Origin of the sequence: Streptomyces corchorusii (genome assembly GCF_001514055.1) — a bacterium.
GTDB classification, from domain to species: Bacteria; Actinomycetota; Actinomycetes; order Streptomycetales; family Streptomycetaceae; genus Streptomyces; species Streptomyces olivaceoviridis.
Map to the genome: position 1 here is coordinate 51,995 of NZ_KQ948366.1, position 17,434 is coordinate 69,428.

At 71.5% G+C, this 17,434-nt stretch carries 16 protein-coding genes and 1 pseudogene; 9 read left to right on the forward strand and 8 right to left on the reverse strand.

Features of this window, described 5'->3' with window-relative positions; all coding sequences use genetic code 11:
- Positions 1-24: 24 nt before the first annotated feature.
- Both AQJ11_RS33880 and AQJ11_RS33885 read right to left on the reverse strand, forming a co-directional pair.
- Complete coding sequence (locus AQJ11_RS33880; RefSeq protein WP_059265758.1) at positions 25-954, reverse strand: SDR family NAD(P)-dependent oxidoreductase; 930 nt, start codon at positions 952-954, stop codon at positions 25-27.
- A 43-nt stretch (positions 955-997) separates the two neighbouring features.
- The gene (locus AQJ11_RS33885; protein ID WP_014669773.1) at positions 998-1,885 is read right to left on the reverse strand and encodes an SDR family NAD(P)-dependent oxidoreductase; all 888 of its coding nucleotides are present in this window, start codon (positions 1,883-1,885) and stop codon (positions 998-1,000) included.
- 71 nt (positions 1,886-1,956) lie between these two features.
- On the opposite strand from AQJ11_RS33885, the gene AQJ11_RS33890 reads away from it, so the two are divergent.
- Positions 1,957-2,898, forward strand: a complete 942-nt coding sequence (locus tag AQJ11_RS33890) for a LysR family transcriptional regulator (RefSeq protein WP_059265759.1) — start codon at positions 1,957-1,959, stop codon at positions 2,896-2,898.
- Between the two features lie 292 nt (positions 2,899-3,190).
- Here AQJ11_RS33890 and AQJ11_RS33895 read toward each other — a convergent pair whose 3' ends face one another.
- Complete coding sequence (locus tag AQJ11_RS33895) at positions 3,191-3,790, reverse strand: TetR/AcrR family transcriptional regulator (protein WP_014669775.1); 600 nt, start codon at positions 3,788-3,790, stop codon at positions 3,191-3,193.
- Positions 3,791-3,908: 118 nt separating this feature from the next.
- Here AQJ11_RS33895 and AQJ11_RS33900 point away from each other — a divergent pair, with 118 nt between their 5' ends.
- The 3 genes and pseudogenes from AQJ11_RS33900 to AQJ11_RS52835 form a co-directional block, all read left to right on the forward strand.
- Positions 3,909-4,658, forward strand: coding sequence for an SDR family NAD(P)-dependent oxidoreductase (locus tag AQJ11_RS33900; RefSeq protein ID WP_058085183.1), 750 nt, complete (start codon positions 3,909-3,911; stop codon positions 4,656-4,658).
- Positions 4,659-4,672: 14 nt separating this feature from the next.
- Entirely contained in the window at positions 4,673-5,422 is a 750-nt protein-coding gene (locus tag AQJ11_RS33905) for an SDR family oxidoreductase (protein WP_059265760.1), read from the forward strand.
- 32 nt (positions 5,423-5,454) lie between these two features.
- Positions 5,455-5,559 (forward strand): annotated as a pseudogene (locus AQJ11_RS52835) (IS5/IS1182 family transposase); the annotation flags it as partial.
- A 41-nt stretch (positions 5,560-5,600) separates the two neighbouring features.
- Here the strand turns inward: AQJ11_RS52835 and AQJ11_RS33910 are convergent.
- Positions 5,601-6,779, reverse strand: coding sequence for an amidohydrolase family protein (locus AQJ11_RS33910; protein ID WP_059265761.1), 1,179 nt, complete (start codon positions 6,777-6,779; stop codon positions 5,601-5,603).
- A 287-nt stretch (positions 6,780-7,066) separates the two neighbouring features.
- On the reverse strand, positions 7,067-7,981 hold the full coding sequence (locus AQJ11_RS33915; protein ID WP_059265762.1) for an MBL fold metallo-hydrolase: 915 nt from the start codon (positions 7,979-7,981) through the stop codon (positions 7,067-7,069).
- 165 nt (positions 7,982-8,146) lie between these two features.
- Here AQJ11_RS33915 and AQJ11_RS33920 point away from each other — a divergent pair, with 165 nt between their 5' ends.
- The 3 genes from AQJ11_RS33920 to AQJ11_RS33930 all read left to right on the forward strand — a co-directional run bounded on the left by AQJ11_RS33920 (position 8,147) and on the right by AQJ11_RS33930 (position 10,484).
- On the forward strand, positions 8,147-8,356 hold the full coding sequence (locus tag AQJ11_RS33920) for a hypothetical protein (RefSeq protein ID WP_058085187.1): 210 nt from the start codon (positions 8,147-8,149) through the stop codon (positions 8,354-8,356).
- The gene (locus AQJ11_RS33925) at positions 8,343-9,734 is read left to right on the forward strand and encodes an amidase (RefSeq protein WP_059265763.1); all 1,392 of its coding nucleotides are present in this window, start codon (positions 8,343-8,345) and stop codon (positions 9,732-9,734) included. Before AQJ11_RS33920 ends, AQJ11_RS33925 begins: the two co-directional genes overlap by 14 nt.
- Before the next feature lie 186 nt (positions 9,735-9,920).
- Positions 9,921-10,484 carry a TetR/AcrR family transcriptional regulator gene (locus AQJ11_RS33930; protein WP_203349233.1) on the forward strand — a complete coding sequence of 188 codons (564 nt, stop codon included), beginning with the start codon at positions 9,921-9,923 and terminating at the stop codon, positions 10,482-10,484.
- 237 nt (positions 10,485-10,721) lie between these two features.
- Here AQJ11_RS33930 and AQJ11_RS33935 read toward each other — a convergent pair whose 3' ends face one another.
- Positions 10,722-11,333, reverse strand: coding sequence for a TetR/AcrR family transcriptional regulator (locus AQJ11_RS33935; protein ID WP_059265861.1), 612 nt, complete (start codon positions 11,331-11,333; stop codon positions 10,722-10,724).
- A 723-nt stretch (positions 11,334-12,056) separates the two neighbouring features.
- Here AQJ11_RS33935 and AQJ11_RS33940 point away from each other — a divergent pair.
- Positions 12,057-12,995: an alpha/beta fold hydrolase gene (locus tag AQJ11_RS33940; protein ID WP_059265764.1), complete on the forward strand. Its 939-nt coding sequence runs from the start codon at positions 12,057-12,059 to the stop codon at positions 12,993-12,995.
- A 196-nt stretch (positions 12,996-13,191) separates the two neighbouring features.
- Here the strand turns inward: AQJ11_RS33940 and AQJ11_RS33945 are convergent, their stop codons facing one another.
- Complete coding sequence (locus AQJ11_RS33945; protein ID WP_059265862.1) at positions 13,192-15,129, reverse strand: AfsR/SARP family transcriptional regulator; 1,938 nt, start codon at positions 15,127-15,129, stop codon at positions 13,192-13,194.
- Positions 15,130-15,266: 137 nt separating this feature from the next.
- Between AQJ11_RS33945 and AQJ11_RS33950 the strand changes: the two genes are divergently transcribed.
- On the forward strand, positions 15,267-16,145 hold the full coding sequence (locus AQJ11_RS33950; protein WP_059265765.1) for an alpha/beta fold hydrolase: 879 nt from the start codon (positions 15,267-15,269) through the stop codon (positions 16,143-16,145).
- A gap of 203 nt (positions 16,146-16,348) precedes the next feature.
- Here the strand turns inward: AQJ11_RS33950 and AQJ11_RS33955 are convergent, their stop codons facing one another.
- Positions 16,349-17,170, reverse strand: a complete 822-nt coding sequence (locus AQJ11_RS33955; RefSeq protein WP_059265766.1) for a DUF1963 domain-containing protein — start codon at positions 17,168-17,170, stop codon at positions 16,349-16,351.
- Positions 17,171-17,434 lie beyond the last annotated feature (264 nt).

Consider the following 17,434-nt stretch of genomic DNA (forward strand, 5'->3'; position numbering starts at 1 on the left):
GCGGCGCTCGTCCGGTGGGTCTGCTCAGCGGGCGTGTGCGAGGAGTTCCTGCGACAGGGCCCACAGGCGTCGGGCGTTGTCCGGGTCGACGGCGTACCGGGCGACGCCGTGCAGGGTGCCGGAGCGGCGGTCGACGACCTCGGTCTCGTTGCAGTCGACGAAGTAGCGGCCACCGACGCCTTCGAGGAGGGGTGAGGTGGCGAGGAGGACGGAGGTGGCCGCGCCCTGTTCGACGGTCTTGACGAGGTGAGCGGGGACTCTGCCGCTGCCGCGTCCGCCGGTGTGACGCTGAAGGTTCGTGTAGATCGCGCCGGGCATGAGGGCGTTGGCGGTGATGTTGTCAGCGGCCCAGCGGCGTGTGGCTTCGACCGCGAAGAGGACGTTCGCGGTCTTGGACTGGCCGTAGGCGAGCCACGGGTCGTAGGGACGGAAGGCGAAGTCGACGTCGTCCCACACGATGGGTGACCGCTGATGGCCCGTGGAACTCACCACGACGATACGCGCGTTGCCATCGGCGGCCAGAGCGTCGTGGAGGCCGGTGGCGAGGGCGAAGTGACCGAGGTGGTTGGTGGCGAACTGCCATTCCCATCCCTGTTCGGTGTACTGCTCGGGGCAGGCCATGACGCCCGCGTTGTTCACCAGGACGTGCAGCGGGCCCCGCCAGGCGCCGGTGAAGGCGGTGATCGACGCGGGATCGGCCAGGTCCAGGTATGCGACATGCACGTCCTGGTTGCCGGTCGATTCGGTGATGTCCACGGCGACGCGTTTCCCCGCCGTGACATCCCGGACGGCGAGGGTGACAGCCGCGCCCGTGGCGGCCAGGGCCCGGGCCGTCTCGGCTCCGAGGCCGGAGGAGGCGCCGGTGACCACCGCACGGCGGCCGGTGAGGTCAATGCCTTCCGCGACCTCGGCTGCGGTGCTGGAGAAACCGAAAGGGGTGGTGATGGACGTCATGAGTGAACTCCTGGTGGCGTGCTGTGAACGGTGCGAAGCGGCGTCAGGGCGTGAGCATCCGGTCCTGTTCGACCGGGGGCGTGCCGCCGTGCCAGGGTAGGGCCTTGCCGAAACGGACCAACTCGCCGTACAAGGCGGGGTCGACGCCGTCGGTGAAGATCAGGTCGAGCACGGCCTCGGCGGCCTGTGCCGGCGACTGGGCCTGGCTGTAGTCGCTGAACCAGGGGCGCGAGGTGGCGGTGTCGACCATGCCGGGGCACACGGCCGCGATCAAAGTGCCGGTAGCGAGGTCGTGCTCGCGACGCTCGGCGGCGACCGCGCGGACGGCGGCGACCTGCGCCACCTTCGAGGGCACGTTCAACCAGACGGGCCAGCCGGCCTCCTGCGCCGTTCCGTGGTGAAGGGCGCTGCGCCAGGACTCCACGGCGTACTGGACCTGGTCGAGGCTCGCGCCGTCGAACAGATGGTGCAGGCGCGGGCTGAGATGGCCGAGAGTGCCCAGGCTGCTGGCCACGACGAGCAGCCGGCCCCCCGGCCGCAGGACCGGACCGAAGGAGCGCAGGACCGCATGGGTGGCCACGTTGGAGACGTCGATGAACTCGTCTGCCCGCTCCGCCTGCGACTCGTCGGGCAACAGGCGGGCGACCGCGTTGGAGACCACCACGTCGGCCCCTGCGAACCGGTCCCGCACCTCTTCGGCGAGACGGGCGATGGCGTCGGTGTCGGTGACGTCCAGGACCCGGCCCTCGACGCGGGCACGCGTGCCGGGCAGTCCCGTGACCTCGCGCGCGGCGTCCGCCACCCGCTGGGCGTTCCGGCCGGTGAGCAGGACGAGGTCGTTCGGGTCCATGCGGGCCGCCAGTCCTTCGACAAGGGCGCGGCCGAGCCCCTGGTTGGCGCCCGTGACCAGGGCGATACGAGAAGCGTTCATGCACGCCACGCTAGGAACCCGCTGCCCATGAGTCCAACGAAAGTTCGGCACATCTGGTATGCGTAAACGTCATGGACTTCACGGATGTGTCGTTGACCGCCCTGCGGGTCTTCCGCGCCGTGGCCGAGCAGGGAACCTTCACCGCGGCGGCCACCTCGCTGGGCTACACGCAGTCGGCGGTGTCGCGGCAGATCGCGGCGATCGAACGGGTGGCGGGTACCGAGTTGCTGGAGCGGCGGCGCGGAGGAGTACGGCTCACCGCAGCCGGCCGTGTCGTCATGCGACGTGCCACGACCGTGCTCGACGAGATCGAAGCGACCGCGCGCGAACTGTCCGGCCTGCCCGCGCAGTCCGGGACGGTCCGCCTGGGATGGTTCCCCAGTGCCGGGGCCGTGCTGCTGCCGCGAGCCTTGGCCGCGCTCCGCCATACGGACCCCGGCCTGCGTGTCGTCGGCCGGGAGGCGAGCACCCCCGCACTGGTGCGCGCCCTGCGGGCCGGCAGCCTGGATCTGGCACTCCTCTCATCGGCACCGCCGTTCAGACCGCCGGACACGGAGACGCCGCCGCTCGCCCTGCAGACCCTCGCCGAACGACCCCTGCGTCTGGCGGTGCCCGCCGGCCACCCGCTGGCCCGCGGCGACTTCGTCGACGTGGCCGACCTGCGCGGGCAGCGCTGGATCGCGGGGCCCTCCTCCGGCGAGGACCGGCTGATGGGCGTGTGGCCGGGCCTGGACGAACGGCCCGAGATCGCGTACACCGCACGTGACTGGCTGGCCAAGCTGCATCTCGTGGCGGCCGGCTTCGGACTGACCACCGTGCCCGTCACCCTCGCCCCGGCCGCGCCACCGGGCGTACGCGTTCTTCCCGTCCAAGGCGGCCCCCAGGAACTACGGCGGCTGCTCGTGGCCCGTCTCCCCCAGCCGCCGAGTGAGCCGGTCACCCGCGTGGCAGCCGCCCTGCGCGCCGCAGCCCTCGACGCGGACACGCCCACTCCGCCCTCCTCGCCCTCGTGACGGCACCGGGAAGCCAGTCCTCGGTGACGCGGTAGTCGCCCTTCGCTCCTTCCGTGGGACTCCCGGTGCCCGGTTCATGTCCGTGCGCAAGTCGACGCGAACGTCGTCGGCGTTCCAGGTGGCTCCGCCCTGCGTGGCTGGGTCCGCCAGGCCGAGGCGGACACCGGTGAACGCCACGACCGGCTGACCGCCGCCGAGCGCGAGGAGCCTGATGGGGGTGCGGGTCCCGGTCGCCGTGGGCAGCGAGGGAGTCTCGCGCGCCCGGAGGGTTCCGGTCGCTCACGGGGATCCGTCACGCCCGCAATCCGTCCACTGCCGTGTCGATTGCCGCCAGGGCTGCCGTCCTGTCGAGCCCCGCCCGCGATACGAGCGAGAGGCCCTGGACGACGTAGAGCAGGAGCTGCGCCTGTGCCGCGGGCGGGTGGGTGTCCGTGACCTCGCCGGCGGCCTGTGCGCGGCGCAGTGCGTCGGCGACGATGTCGGTGAACCGGCGGTACGAGCGGGTGACGATCTCTGTGGCTTCGCTGTCCTGGGGGACGAGTTCGGCGGTCGTGTTGCCCACGAGGCAGCCCTGCGGCACGCCCACGTCGGAGACCAGTTCGTCCAGCCGCACGGGATGGGTCAGGATCTCGCGCAGGGCGGGCAGGAGCGGGCTGGTGTCGAGCGCGGCGATCAGGTGCCGCTCGTACACCTCCCAGTAGAGCCGGACGGCTTCGAGGTAGAAGCGGCGCTTGTCGCCGAACGCGCCGTAGAGGCTGCCGCGCTCGACGCCCAGCGCGTCGACCAGGTCCTGGATCGACGTCGCCCCGTATCCCCGGGACCAGAACAGTTCGAGTGCGCGCTCCAGCGTCTGTTCCTTGTCGAACTCGCGGGGGCGTCCGGTTCGTGCCACGTGCGAGATCCTACGACTTCTTGACTGCGCGTTCAAGAAGTCGTAGCTTCCGCTGTGACACTTCTTGAACGGCTGCACAAAAGTCGGTCGCTCGCCGACTGGCGCGAAGGGCGTGGCAATGGAATTCGCAGGCAAGACGGCACTCGTCACCGGATCCGGCGCGATCGGCGGACTGGGGCACGCGACGGCCAAGGTGCTGGCCGCGGGCGGAGCCGACCTGATCCTGACCGGCACCGATCCGCGGCGTGGTGCCCAGGTCGTGGAAGACCTCCGCGCAGCCGGTGGCGAGTCCGCCGGGGCGGTGCGCTTCGTCACCGCCGATCTGTCCGACTCGGCGGCCGTGCGACGGCTGGTCGAGGACGCCGGAGCCGTGGACATCCTGATCAACAACGCGAGCGTGATGACGTTCTCCCCGACCACCGAACAGGACCTCGCGAGCTACGACGCCGCCTTCGCGGTCAATGTGCGTGCCCCGTTCCTGCTCACTGCCCTGATCGCGGAGAAGATGGCCGCGGCCGGCGGCGGCAGCATCGTCAACGTCAGCTCCACCGCGGCCGGCCTCGGCATGCCGGGCATGGCCGTCTACGGCGCCACCAAGGCGGCGCTCGAATCGCTGACCCGCGCCTGGGCGGCGGAGTTCGCCGCGTCGAACGTGCGGGTCAACGCCGTCGCCCCGGGACCGATGCGCACCTCCAAGGTGGTCGCGGCGATGGGCCCGGACATGGGCGGCATGGGCCTGACCACCGCACTCAAGCGCACCTCCGACCCGGCCGAGGTGGCCCACGTGATCGCTTTTCTCGCCGGTGACCGGGCCAGTTACATGACCGGGGCGATCGTGGCCGCCGACGGCGGCCGCACCGCGATCTGAAGGGGGACAGGACCATGGATCGTCTTGCGGGAAAGCACGCACTGATCACCGGGGGGACGAGCGGCATCGGCCTGGAAACGGCCCGCGAGTTCCTCGCCGAGGGAGCGACGGTCGCCATCACCGGCCGCTCGCAGGAAAAACTGGACGCGGCAGCCCGGCAACTGGACGGACCGCTGCTGACCATCGCCAGCGACGCCGGCGACGTACCCGGCCAGGCGGCGCTCGCGGCGCGCCTGCGGGAGGAATGGCCGAAGCTCGACATCCTGATGAGCAACGCCGCCGACATCACCCACCTCCCGATCGAGGCATGGACCGAGGAGGCGTTCGACACGCTCATCGCGACCAATCTCAAGTCGCCGTTCTTCCTGATCAGGGACCTGCTGCCGCTCTTCTCGCAGCAGTCCTCGGTCATCCTCGTCGGCTCGGTCTCCGCGTACATCGGACACGAGAACGCGACGGTCTACGGCGCGGCCAAGGCGGGCCTGCTCTCCTACACGCGCGGGCTGACCTACGAGTTGAAGGACCGGGGCATCCGCGTCAACGGACTCAGTCCGGGCCCGACGATCACCAACGCGTTCGCGCCCCTCGGCCCCGAGCGCCAGGCCGCCCTCTACGACGAACTCCGGCGGACCGTGCCCCTCCATCGCCTCGGCACCGCTACCGAGATGGCGAAGGCGGCTGTCTACCTTGCCTCGGACGAGTCCGCCTACACCGCCGGTACCGTGCTGCGCGTCGATGGCGGCATCGGGGAGCTTGCGTACTGAAGCACCTGTTCCTCAGGGGTGTTGCAGAAGGCTTGGTGGCGGGCACCACGGTGATCGCGAGCGGCGCCTGCCTGGGTACCGGCCTGATCGTCCCGCACCGTAGACGAGCCGGACGACCCGTCCTGCGCGGCCAGGCCATCACCCACCGACGCCGTCACCAAACCTTCCGCAACACCCTTCAGCGCTTGTCGACGGCGAGTTCGCCGTTCAGGATGACCACGCTGAGGTCGCGGAGGTTGCCGATGTCCGCGGTGGGATCGGCGTTCAGCACGAGCAGGTCGGCGGGCTTGCCGGGGGCCACCGTCCCGAGGTCGGGGCGGACACACTGCCGCGCCGCCCCGCTCGTGCCTGCGGCCAGCACCTGGGTGGGCGTCATCCCGGCCGCCACCATGAGTTCGGCCTCTTCCAGGGTGTTGGCTCCGAACAGGCCCCGACCGTTGAAGGTGTCGCTGCCCAGCGCGATGTGCACGCCGGCCTCGGCGACCTTCTTGAGATTGCCGCGGGCGTCCGGGTGGGCGTCGTCGATCCAGAGCGTGGGCGTGTAGGTGATGCCGTGTTCGAGCATCAGGTCGATGAGCGAGTGGTCGGTGAGGGGCTCGACGGTGACACCGTGCTCCAGGCCGTCCGCTCCAGCCTCGACGGCCTCGCGTGCCGCGGCTTGCTGGGTGGTGTGGACGGTGACCCGAAGGCCCCGTTCGTGCGCGGTCTCGATACCCGCCCGAAGGAGGCCGAGGGGCAGCCGTTCCAGCTCGACACCATCCGGGAAGGCGGGGTTGTGCCAGAGGTACCCCGGTCCGCCGGAGTGTGCGCATGCGCCTTCCGACAGGAGCTTGATCGCGTCGACCTCGCGGTCGGCGAGGTGGTGCACCAGATCGCGGATCTGCTGCACGCTGTCGACCTCTGCCGTGAAGCGCTCGCGCGCCCAGGGGTTGCCGCCGAAGACCGTGGCGGCGGGATGCCCGTCGCGTCCGGTGATGCCGCAACCGGTTGCCAGCAGTCGCGGGCCCCGCAGCGTGCCCGCGGCGATTTCGGCGCGCGTGGCCAGGATTCCGTCCGTCGGATCGCCCACCGACTTGATGGTGGTGATCCCGTGGTCGAGGAACAGTCCGAGCTTTCCGGGAAGCTCGTTGTCCTCGAAGGCGCGCATCGAGTCCGGATCGGAGACCGCGTGCACGTCGTAGAAGTGGATGTGCGTGTCGATCAGGCCCGGCATGACCCATCTCCCGGCCGCATCCACCTCCCGTCCGCCCCTGAGTGGTTCGGCCGAGACGGAAGCGATCTCTCCGCCGTTGACGGCGACGTCGTACAGACCGGCCAGCGCCTGACGGCCGTCGAAGACATGCGCGCGACTGATCACGAGGTCATACGTCGCAGGGCCACGAGCCTCGGCGCTCGCAGTTGTTTCGGATTCCTGGGGCACCGCTCTCACTCCTGCTGACTGTAGCTGAGGCAGTTGCAGTCGACTTGTGCGTCATCGATGCCGCGTGCGCATCCGGCACCGCTTGATCAGTGATCCCTCGGTTCGTGTCGGAGGCCGGTATCCGCCGCAGCGGGTCGGCGATCGTCGTCCTGCCGAGCTGTTATCGGCGATCTCCTCGACGCCGGGTCGGGGAGCGGAGTCCTGACGGCTCGGACGGTCGCCGGTCAGTGCGAGTCGGCGTGGACGGGCGAGAGCCGATAGCCGCCCTCATGGAGGACGACATGGCCCGCCGTGGGTGGTGCGAAGTGGGTGCCCAGGACGAGGGTGTCCGTGTCGGTGAGCGAGGCGAGCAGCGTGCGGCGCGAGATCTCGGACTGCTCGGGGTCGATGTCGACGCGGGCGCCGATGGCGGGGTGGGCGAGCTGGACGGGGTGGTGGATGCAGTCGCCGGTGATCAGAGCTCTCCGGCCGCGGCTTGTCAGCTCCACGGCGACGTGGCCCGGGGTGTGGCCGGGTGTGGGCAGCAGGCGCAGGCCCGGGACGACCTCGACGCCCTCGGCGGGGACGCCGACGAGGTCGAGCAGCCCCGCCTCCTCCACGGGGATCACGGAGTCCCGGAACATCTGCTCGCGCGCCTCCTCCATGTCGTACCCGGCCCAGAACTCCCGCTCGGTGCGGGAGGTCAGGTAACGGGCGTGGGGGAAGGTGGGAACCCACTCGCCGTCCGCCTTTCGCGTGTTCCAGCCGACGTGGTCGGCGTGCAGGTGGGTGAGGATCACCAGGTCGACCGAGTCCGGGGGGAACCCGGCGGCGGTGAGGTCTTCAAGGTAGGCGGTGTCCAGGTCGTGCCAGGCGGGGTTGGCCCGCTTCTTGCCGTTGCCGATGCCGGTGTCGACCAGGATGCGCAGGCCGCCGAGGGTGAACGCGAAGCTGTGGCTGTCGATGCGGAGGGTGCCCTTGTCGTCGGCGAAGCAGGGGCGCAGCCAGTCCTGCGCGGCGACGATGTCCGGGGTGGCGTCGGGCAGCAGCCACGGTCCGGTGGCGGGCGGCAGGAGGACCTCGTCGATGCGATGGACGGCCACGTCGCCCACGGTCCAGGAGGGAGCGGCGGCCGGATCGGGGGCCGGTGCAGTGCTCATGGTCGTTCTGTCCTTCGGGTCTCGGCGCGGAAGGCCGTTGCGCGCCTAAACGCTATTCGTTTGCTTTAGGGCATCGTAGGTGCCTACAGTCAGCTAATGCAAACGCTTAGCTTTTGAGCGGGAGGAGTGCGCTTCACCGCTCCGGCCCGAGAAGAGGGAAGTCCCATGTCCGCCGAAGAGCTCACCCCGCCCGAAGCGGCCCGCTGGGCCGCCCGTGGCGGGCTCCTGCTGCCGTCCGACCGCCACGCCGCGGTCGCGGCCACCGCCAACCACATCCATTCCGTCGTCGCGGTCCTGCGGGAGCTGGACTTCGGGGACACCCCGCCCGCCGCCGCCTACCGCGCGGACCAGGAGATGCGCGATGCAGCCGTATGAACTGTCCCTGACCGAAGCCGCCGACGCGATCCGGGCCCGGCGGCTGTCTCCCGTCGAACTGACGGACTCCGTCCTTGAGCGCATCGCACAGGCGGAGCCGCACCTTCATACCTACGTCACCGTCACCGCCGAGCGCGCCCGCAGGGCCGCGCGTGAAGGCGAACACGAGATCGCGGCCGGCCGCTATCGCGGTCCGCTGCACGGCATTCCCATGGGCGTCAAAGATCTGATCGACGTCGCGGGCGTGGCGACAACGGCCGGCTCCCGGGTCCGCGCCGACCATCGCGCGCAGACCGACAGCACGGTGGCCGCGCGGCTGACGCGGGCCGGTGCGGTCCTGCTGGGCAAGACGCACACGCACGAGTTCGCCTATGGCCTGACCACCCCGCAGACCCGCAACGCCTGGGACACAGGCCGGGTCGCCGGCGGCTCCAGCGGCGGATCCGCCGTCGCCGTCGCGGCGGGCATGGCCACCTTCGCCCTGGGCACCGACACCGGCGGATCCATCAGGGTGCCCTCCGCGCTCAACGGGGTGGTCGGCCTCAAGCCGACCTACGGCCTTCTCCCGCGCCACGGCGTCACGTCCCTGTCCTGGTCGCTGGACCACGTCGGCCCGATCACCCGCACTGTGGAGGACGCGGCCCTGGTCCTGACCGCCCTGGCCGGACACGACCCCCTCGACCCCGCCTCCCTGACCGCACCCGCCATCGACTACCGGCCGCCCGCCGCCGTGGAGTTGAAGGGGCTGCGGATCGGCGTGCCGCGGAACTACTACTTCGACCACATCGCCCCCGAGATCGAAGCCGCCGTCCGGCATGCCATCGACCAGCTTCAAGCCCTCGGCGCACGCCTCGTCGAGGTCGAGATCCCCATGGCGCGCTACGTCCAGGCCACCCAGTGGGGTCTGATGGTGCCCGAGGCCACCGCCTACCACGCGGACACCCTGCGCACGGTCCCCGAGCTCTACCAGGCCGATGTCCGCATCCTCCTTGAGGCCGGCGAACTGATGACCGCCGGGGACTACCTGCGCGCCCAGCGCTCCCGGACCCTCATGCGCCAGGAATGGGCCCGCATGTTCGAGGACGTCGACCTGATCGCCGCCGCCACTGTCCCGGCGACCGCCGTCAGGGCCGGCCAGGAGACGATCACCTGGGCCGACGGCACTGTCGAGGGCGTCTCCGATGCCTACGTACGCCTGTCGGCCCCCGCCAACATCACCGGGATACCGTCCCTGTCCCTGCCCGTCGGCCACGACACGGCGGGTCTGCCGATCGGTATGCAACTGCTCGGGCGACCGCTCGAAGAGAGCGTGCTCCTGCGGGTCGGCCACGCCTATGAGCAGACCCAGCCCGCCCGTGACCTCGCACACGCGGCGTGAGCGAACACGGACCCAGCGGCGTCGCTCCGGCAGGGTCGATGCCCGACGGCTCCGACGCAGCCGTCGGGCACGCGTCCGCTGTCGACGACAGAGCCTGTGCGGACCCCTTCTCCCTCAACCGTCCCGTCGGTCCCACAGAGGCGTACGGACCGCCAGACGCAATGATTTCGCTTTAAGATGGACGCCATGAGCAGGCAGATGGTACGCCCCGGAGGTCGCAGCGCACGGGTGCAGGCATCGGTGCACGCCGCCGTACGCGAACTCACCTCGGAGGTGGGCCGGGACGCGCTGACGGTGCCGATGATCGCCTCGCGCGCGGGTGTGACACCGTCGACCGTCTACCGCCGCTGGGGGGATCTGCAGGAGCTGTTGTCGGACGTCGCGGTCGAGCGTCTGCGCCCTGAGACCGCGCCCGGGGATCACGGCGCCCTGCCACTCGACCTGATGGCCTGGGCCGAGCAGTTCCTCGACGAAATGTCCTCTCCCGCCGGCCGCGCCTACGTCCGTGACGCCCTGCTCGGCGACCCGGACGGTGGCAACGCCGGCCAGTGCTCCGCCTACGCCGCCGAACAGATCGACGCCATCCTCACCCGCGCGACCGGACGCGGGGAGGAGGCGCCCGACGTCGAGACGGTCATGGACCACGTCGTCGCCCCCCTGATGTACCGCATCCTCTTCCGCCCGGACGGACTCGACGCCGCGTACGCGCGTCGGCTCGTGACAGCGCTCCTCGGCGCGAGGGGTCGATGACGGAGGAGGAGGGGTGCGGAGTCGGCGGCGGCCGGCTGTCACGTCGACGGAGGCGGTGCGCGCCAGGGGGTGTCGCTTGCCGGCCGGCATCGCGTCGAACCCCTTGTCGCCGGTGAGGTGGCGCCGGAAGAGGGCGTCGATGTAAGCCTGCCGACCTGGCGTTGGCCGGCTTCGGTCAGTACCCACCGCTGGGAGAATCACCCGAAGCAGGCCCCCTCCCGGCGGAGCCGGTACCCGTCAGCCTTGGGCGACATCCGCCGATGCTGCCCGGGCAAGAGTGTCTGCCACCGTTGCGGAAGCGAGCCGGGCCACGGAGCGCAGTTCGGCGTCCGAAGCGCCGGCCCGGCTCAGTACGGCCAGCGACTGGTTGACGGCGACGACGAATGCGGCGAGTTCGTCGAGTGTTCGGGTGTCGGCCGAGGAGTCCGCCAGCGCCGTGCGCACCCGTTGGCGCTGCCGGTCGAGCAGGCCACGCACGTGAGTGCTGTTTTCCTCCTTCAGAGTCGGTGACTGTGCGGCGGACTGTGCGATGAGGCACCCCACGGGGACCGACGGGTCGGCGATGCGGCTCAGGACGACGTCGAAGAATGCCTCGACCGCACGTACCGGATCACCGGAGTGTGCCGTCAGCGCCTGCTCGTACTGCGCGCCGTAGATCGACGCGTAGCGGTCGAGACACTGGCGGAACAGGGTGTCTTTGCTGCCGAAGGCGCCGTAGAGGGAGCCGCGGCCGAGACCGGTGGCGGAACCGAGGGCATCGAGCGAGGCTTCCGCGTATCCGCGCTGCCAGAACACTCGCATGGCCTGGTCCAGGGCCGCACCGACGTCGAACTGCTTCCGGCCGGACATGGCGTGCACCTCCCGTTTCACGGCTCCGCTGTGAGCCTACCCGCATCTTGGACCGATCGGTCACATCATCTTTGACCGATCGATCCAAGATGGCTAGCGTGAGGCGTGGCGGTTCCCTCACTCGAAAGGCCGCACGATGATCAACGGCATCGCGCCGGGCGTCCGCACACACGTCGGTCCGCCCTCCGACGGACGCCGGGCGCGCGCCGGGTTCTGGCTGGCAGCCGCTGTGTACGCCCTGGTCGTGCTGGGCGGGACGCTTCCGATTCCGCTGTATGCGTTCCGGGTGCCGTGGATGGGCTTCGGGCCCTTCACCGCCACGCCGGTCTTCGCCGTCTACGCCGTGGGGGCGGTGCTCGCGCTGATGCTGTCCGCGTCGCTCACCGACCGCGCGGGCCGCCGTCCCCCTGGCCGCCGCTCTGCCGGCCGCGGCGACGAGCACCGTGCTGTCCCTTGTCGCCCATGTCGGTCCGCCGTCCACCACTCCCGGCCCGCGGCGCAGGGCGGATCTGCTCTCTACGTACTTCCTGTTCGCCTACCCGGGCACGAGCGTGCCCACGCTGGTCCCCAGGGCGAGCCAAGAAGGGCACTGAACACCGTAAACATTCGATTTGACCGGAACGCGTGCACACGGGCGCCGCTCTGGTCGTGTCCACCGCGCTCGCGGGCCCCGCCCCGGCCGGCACACCGAACCAGTACACCCGATATCGATGGAGGAAGACCATGACCGACCCGGCAACCACCGCCCGCGTCCCCGACAACCCGGTCCGCGACCTGCCACTGCACGACCTGGCCGGCTTCACCCACCGCTGGGTCGACGCGGGCGGTGTCCGGCTTCATGCGGTCGAGGGCGGTCAGCCGGACGGCCCGGCCGTCGTGCTGCTCGCTGGATTCCCGCAGACCTGGTGGGCATGGCGAAAGGTGATGCCCGGCCTGGCCGACCGGTGCCACGTCATCGCGATCGACCTGCCGGGCCAGGGCCACTCCGAACGCCCGGAGGGCAGCTACGACACGCACACGGTCGCCGCGTACGTCCACGCCGCGGTGCAAGCGCTCGGAGTGTCGACATACTGGCTGGCCGCCCACGACATCGGCGCCTGGGTCGCCTTCTCCCTCGCCCTGAAGTACGAGAGCCGGTTGCACGGCCTCGCACTGCTCGACGCCGGTATCCCGGGCATCACCCTCCCCGACACCATCCCGACCGACCCCGAGGTGGCGTGGAAGACCTGGCACTTCGCGTTCCATCTCGTGCCCGACCTGCCCGAAACCCTGCTCACAGGCCGTGAACGCGAGTACGTCGGCTGGTTCCTGAAGGCCAAGACCCTCGCCTCCGACACCTTCGACGACGCCGAGATCGAGCAGTACGCCGCGGCCATCACCGCTGACGGCGGACTCCGCGCTTCCCTGGCCTACTACTGGGACGCCGCCGAATCGGCGCGGAAGAACCACGAGGCCCTGGAACAGCACCACCTGACGGTGCCGGTTCTCGGGATTTCCAGCAGCCACGGTTCCATCCCCGACATGGCGGCTTCCATCCGGCCGTGGGCCGACAACACCACCGGGATCGTCGTGCCGGACGCAGGCCACTTCATCCCGGACGAACAACCCGACGCTGTCGCTGCCGCTCTGGTCGGCTTCATCGGTCAACTCGCCCGGCTATGAAGGACCGGGCTTGGAGGTAGGGCGCCACTGGAGGTGACGTGGCCTCCTCCGTCCCGACACCCCTATGGGGTGGCAGGGATGCGTGATCGACCCGGCCGCGGGCCACCGCGGCGCAGAGCCCTCCGTGACCACGGCGGTCTTCACCCACCAGCGACAGCTCGGCTAGCGACCTCACCGGCCCGTCTCCGGATGCCGGTCATCTCTTGCGGGCGCATGCCTCCGCCTCCGCCAGGTACCGCGCCACCGGCCCCAGCGTCAGCATCCCGCTCGCCCCGCCCGCGTGTTCGGTGCGGGCGGGGCGCAGGGCCGCCGCGGCGCGGGCGGCGACCGGGCGCTCGCCGAGGCGGGCGGCGGCGTGGGCGGTCAGGCACCACAGTGCCTCCTGCATGTGATCAAGGGGTGGTTCGGGCGCCCCGGCCAGGGCGGTACGGGCCTCCTCGACCCGGTTCCGGGCGAGCAGCACCAAGGGGCGCGTCCAGGGGTGGTACGGGCCCCAGTCGAGGGCGGGATCGGTGGGCGCGGGACGGCCGTGGAGGAGACGTAGGCCCAGGAGGGCGAGGGCGAACAGGCCCCGGTGCAGTCCCGGCATGCCCGCTGTGTCGGCGAGGGCGGTTTCGGCGGCGCGGTAGTGCGCCGCGGCCGTGGCGGCGGTCGGTCCGCCCGGTTCGGTGCTGCGGGCGGCCGTTGCCCGGGCCCGGAACCAGCCGGTGAGGACGGGTACGAGGGAGGCCTCGGTGCTGACGGCGAGCTGCTCGGCGGCCTCGGCGTGCGCGGTCGCGGCGTGGAGGTCGCCGAGGGCGGAGGCGGATTGCAGGCGGATGAGCCGGCCGAGCACGGCGAAGTTCGTCAGCTCGTGCCGGGTGGCCAGGTCGAGGATCTCGGCGCCGATCGCGTCTCGTGCCGCCGCGAGGCCGGGCCGGGTGAAGGACTGGAGGAACACGCCGTTGAGGGCGAACACCAGCAGGGCGGGGTCCCCCCACTCGCGGGCCAGCGCCTCGGCCTCGCGGGCCGCCTGTCCGGCGCGCCTTCGTTCGCTGCCGGACAGGTCGGCGCTGCGGCTCTCGACCGCGACGGTGGCCAGCAGGCGGGCGCGCAGTTCGGCGGGGCTGTCGGGGCCGAGCGCGGTGAGCGTACGTTCGGCCGCCGCGACGACGGCGCGGGACTGCTCGGGGTCGTCGGCCCGGCTCCAGAGGGCGGGTACGTCGTAGGCGCCGATGACGCGGGCGGTCAGGGCGATGTCTCCGGTGCGCTCCGCGGCCTGGGCGGCGGCGAGGCGGTCGCGCCGCGAGTGGACGAGGGCGTCACCACCGGCCAGGGCCAGGGTGCGCGCCAGTTCGACAGTGGTGCGCGGGCCGAGTCGTACTCCGGCGGTCCACACGGTACGCGCGGGCTGGAGCGTCGCAGCTCCGTGGAGGATGTCCGTCTCCAGGCGCCGCAGGTCGGCGCCGGGGTCGAGCCCGAGCTGGTCCGCGAGCATCGTGCGGGCGCGGCGGAGGGTGGCCAGCGCGTCCGCCTGCCGGCCCGCCCGGTGCAGTGCGCGGGCCAGCAGTCCCCAGGCGGGCTCGCGCCAGGGGTGTTCGGTGACGTGGGCGCCCAGTTCGGCGACCAGCTCGGCTCCGGCACCGGAGTCGAGGAGGAGACGGGCGCGCAGTTCCATCCCCTCCAGCCTCAGCTCCTCCAGCCGGGTCCGCTCGCGCTCGGCCCAGGCGGAGCCGGTCACGTCGGCGTAGGCGGGGCCGCGCCAGGCCGCGAGGGCCGCGTCGAGGCCGGTCAGCGCATCGGGTGTACGCCGGGCGCGGGCCAGGGCGTCCTCGAACCGGTGGACGTCCACGTTGTCGCGCGGCAGGCGCAGCACGTAGCCGGGGCCTTCCGTGACGAGGACGCGCGGCGGAGTGCGGGGCGGCCGGTCGGGTTCGATGGCGCGGCGCAGCGCGGCGACGAAGGTGCGCAACGCACCCACGGCGCGCACCGGCGGCTCGGCCCACAGGTCGTCCACGAGGGTGTCGGTGGCGACCATTCGTCCCTCGGCGGCGACGAGCCGGGCGAGCACCTCGCGGTGGCGGGGTCCGCCCAGGTCAACCGGGGTGCCGTCATCCCGGAGGGCCCGCACGGCACCGAGCACGTCGATTCGCATGCCCTCCATCTTCCGTGCCGCGGGTCCGCTGCGTCGAAGCGTACTGATCGGCTGCTGATCGCCGTCGCCCACGCTGATCCCGTCAGTCCTCGGACCACGGCTTTCACCGGTCCACCGACCCCAGGAAGGGGCCTTTCGTGACGCTCACCATTCCCGGTTTCGACCACGTCCGCCTGCCCGGCACGGACGGCGTGGAGCTGGCCGCCGCCGTCGGCGGCGGCGGCAGCCCGGTCGTGCTGCTGCACGGCTTTCCGCAGACCCACCTGATGTGGCGGCACGTCGCCGAGCGGCTCGCCGGCGAGCACACGGTGATCTGTCCCGACCTGCGCGGCTACGGCGCCAGCGACAAGCCGGCGGCCACCGGCCCCGAGGTGTACTCCAAGCGCACCATGGCCGCCGATGTCGTCGCCCTGGCGGCGGCTCTCGGGCATGAGCGCTTCGCCCTGGTCGGCCACGACCGGGGCGCCCTGGTCGCCTTCCGGGCGGGGCTGGACCATCCCGAGACCCTCACACACCTGGGCATCCTCGATGTCGTGCCGACGCTGGACATGTGGAACGTCCTGCACGGTGTCCCGGCGGCGGTCGGCTACCACCTGTTCCTCATGGCGCAGCCGCCGGGGCTGCCGGAGACGATGATCGCCAACAGCGCGGACGCCTACTTCGGCTCCTTCCTCGACGCCTGGGCCAGGGACCCGGCCGCCATACCGGAACCGGTCCGGGCCGCGTACCTGCGGGCCAGCGCCGCGGCCGTGCCGTCGATCGTCGCGGACTACCGGGCCTCGGCGGGCATCGACGTCACACACGACCAGGCGGACCGGGACGCCGGTTCCCAGCTGGCCATGCCCGTGACGGTCGTCCAGCAGGACTGGGGCGCGCGACTGGGCTACGACGCCGCCGCGGTCTGGCACGCGTGGGCGCCGGACCTGGACCACCGGCTGACCGGGGCGGGGCACTTCATGGCCGAGGAGGCGCCCGACGAGATCACGCAGGCGATCCGCGACCTGCTGCTCCGCTGAGCCCGCCGCCCGGGCCACGGGCGGCGGCGGGCGAGCCCCGCGATTCGGCGACCGCTGACCGGTCCGCTTCCCTACGGCCGCTGCCGCGGCCCGGGGGACCACCAAGCGGCGTTCAGCAACAGTGGCGGCACGGACCCGGTGGGCGTGGGCGGGGGAGGGCCGCTGATGAGCGCCGGGGAACCGGCCGTCCCCGTCCCACACGGTCAGGCCATTTCGACGTAGCGGTGGACCCGGTCGAAGCGCCGGTCCGCCACGTCCCTGCGGCGGACCACCCAGTGGGCCACGCCGGAATCCAGTTCCGTGACGTCGTCGCCGCACCTCCAGGTGGCCAGGAGGACCCAGTCGTCGGCGCCCGCTCCGTGGACCGTACCGCCCTGCTCGGTGGGGCCGGCCTCCTCGGGACCACGGGCGTAGTGGACGGGGTCGTTTTGCGGCGAGACCGGGTGGCCGCCGATCTGCAAGGCCCAGGAAGGACGGTAGCCGCCCACGTCCGCCCAGGCGTCGGCGAGTTCATCGGCGAGCTCGAACTGCTCGTCCTCGGGGAACTCGCCCCATCTGTCGAGGGCGAAGCTCTCCGGCATCTGCGCGCTCGGCTGATGCCAGACCGTGCGGAGCTCACGCGGACGGTACGGCTCGCGCCAACTGTGTCCGAGGGGGCTCGGGGCTGCCGGAGTTCCGGCGGGGACGTACAGCACCGCGTCGGACACCTGTCCACCGATGCCGTGGACATCGGTGCCGGAGAAGAGGAGCAAGTGGCCGTCGGCGGGGAGCGGGAGGCCGGTGGCGCCCGGCGGGAGAGCCGCGAGGTCGACGGAGGCCACGAAGGGTTCGGACGGCCTCGGCGCGCCGTGCGGCAGCAGGGGGTCGCCGCCGACCCGGGCCACGAGGGGACCGTCACCGCCCTCCGCCAAGTACACCGCCGGGCTGGCGACACGTATCCACTCCTCCACCTCCTCCGTCGGCAGACCCCGGGATGCCGCCTCGGTCCGGAAGCGGTTCATTCTGTCCACGCTCGCGTCGGTCACCGGGCCACCCTAACGGGGTCATGCGAGGACATCGGCAGAACCGAACTCGCTGCGAGGAAAGACAATTTGGCGCTCCTGACCTGTGAAACGTGATGTCGGCGGGGACCGACGATGTGTGATCGGCGCGGTATGCCGGTTGTGTGAGGTATCCGCAAGGTGGCGGGCTGACGCCCGAACGGCAGGTGTTTCGCGAGCGGATCCGGCCGGAAGCCGCCGAGCGATTCGCTGCCCGTGCCTCCCACCCGCACGCTGACCACCCGCCCG

What these genes read in the sequence shown, in the direction of transcription:
- AQJ11_RS33925 (WP_059265763.1), top strand. Translation starts at nt 8,343, where the DNA reads ATGCAGCCGTATGAACTGTCCCTGACCGAAGCCGCCGACGCGATCCGG.
- AQJ11_RS33930 (WP_203349233.1), top strand. Translation starts at nt 9,921, where the DNA reads ATGAGCAGGCAGATGGTACGCCCCGGAGGTCGCAGCGCACGGGTGCAG.
- AQJ11_RS33915 (WP_059265762.1), bottom strand. Translation starts at nt 7,981, where the DNA reads ATGAGCACTGCACCGGCCCCCGATCCGGCCGCCGCTCCCTCCTGGACC.
- AQJ11_RS33935 (WP_059265861.1), bottom strand. Translation starts at nt 11,333, where the DNA reads ATGTCCGGCCGGAAGCAGTTCGACGTCGGTGCGGCCCTGGACCAGGCC.
- AQJ11_RS33890 (WP_059265759.1), top strand. Translation starts at nt 1,957, where the DNA reads ATGGACTTCACGGATGTGTCGTTGACCGCCCTGCGGGTCTTCCGCGCC.
- AQJ11_RS33900 (WP_058085183.1), top strand. Translation starts at nt 3,909, where the DNA reads ATGGAATTCGCAGGCAAGACGGCACTCGTCACCGGATCCGGCGCGATC.
- AQJ11_RS33945 (WP_059265862.1), bottom strand. Translation starts at nt 15,129, where the DNA reads ATGCGAATCGACGTGCTCGGTGCCGTGCGGGCCCTCCGGGATGACGGC.
- AQJ11_RS33880 (WP_059265758.1), bottom strand. Translation starts at nt 954, where the DNA reads ATGACGTCCATCACCACCCCTTTCGGTTTCTCCAGCACCGCAGCCGAG.
- AQJ11_RS33920 (WP_058085187.1), top strand. Translation starts at nt 8,147, where the DNA reads ATGTCCGCCGAAGAGCTCACCCCGCCCGAAGCGGCCCGCTGGGCCGCC.
- AQJ11_RS33940 (WP_059265764.1), top strand. Translation starts at nt 12,057, where the DNA reads ATGACCGACCCGGCAACCACCGCCCGCGTCCCCGACAACCCGGTCCGC.
- AQJ11_RS33885 (WP_014669773.1), bottom strand. Translation starts at nt 1,885, where the DNA reads ATGAACGCTTCTCGTATCGCCCTGGTCACGGGCGCCAACCAGGGGCTC.
- AQJ11_RS33905 (WP_059265760.1), top strand. Translation starts at nt 4,673, where the DNA reads ATGGATCGTCTTGCGGGAAAGCACGCACTGATCACCGGGGGGACGAGC.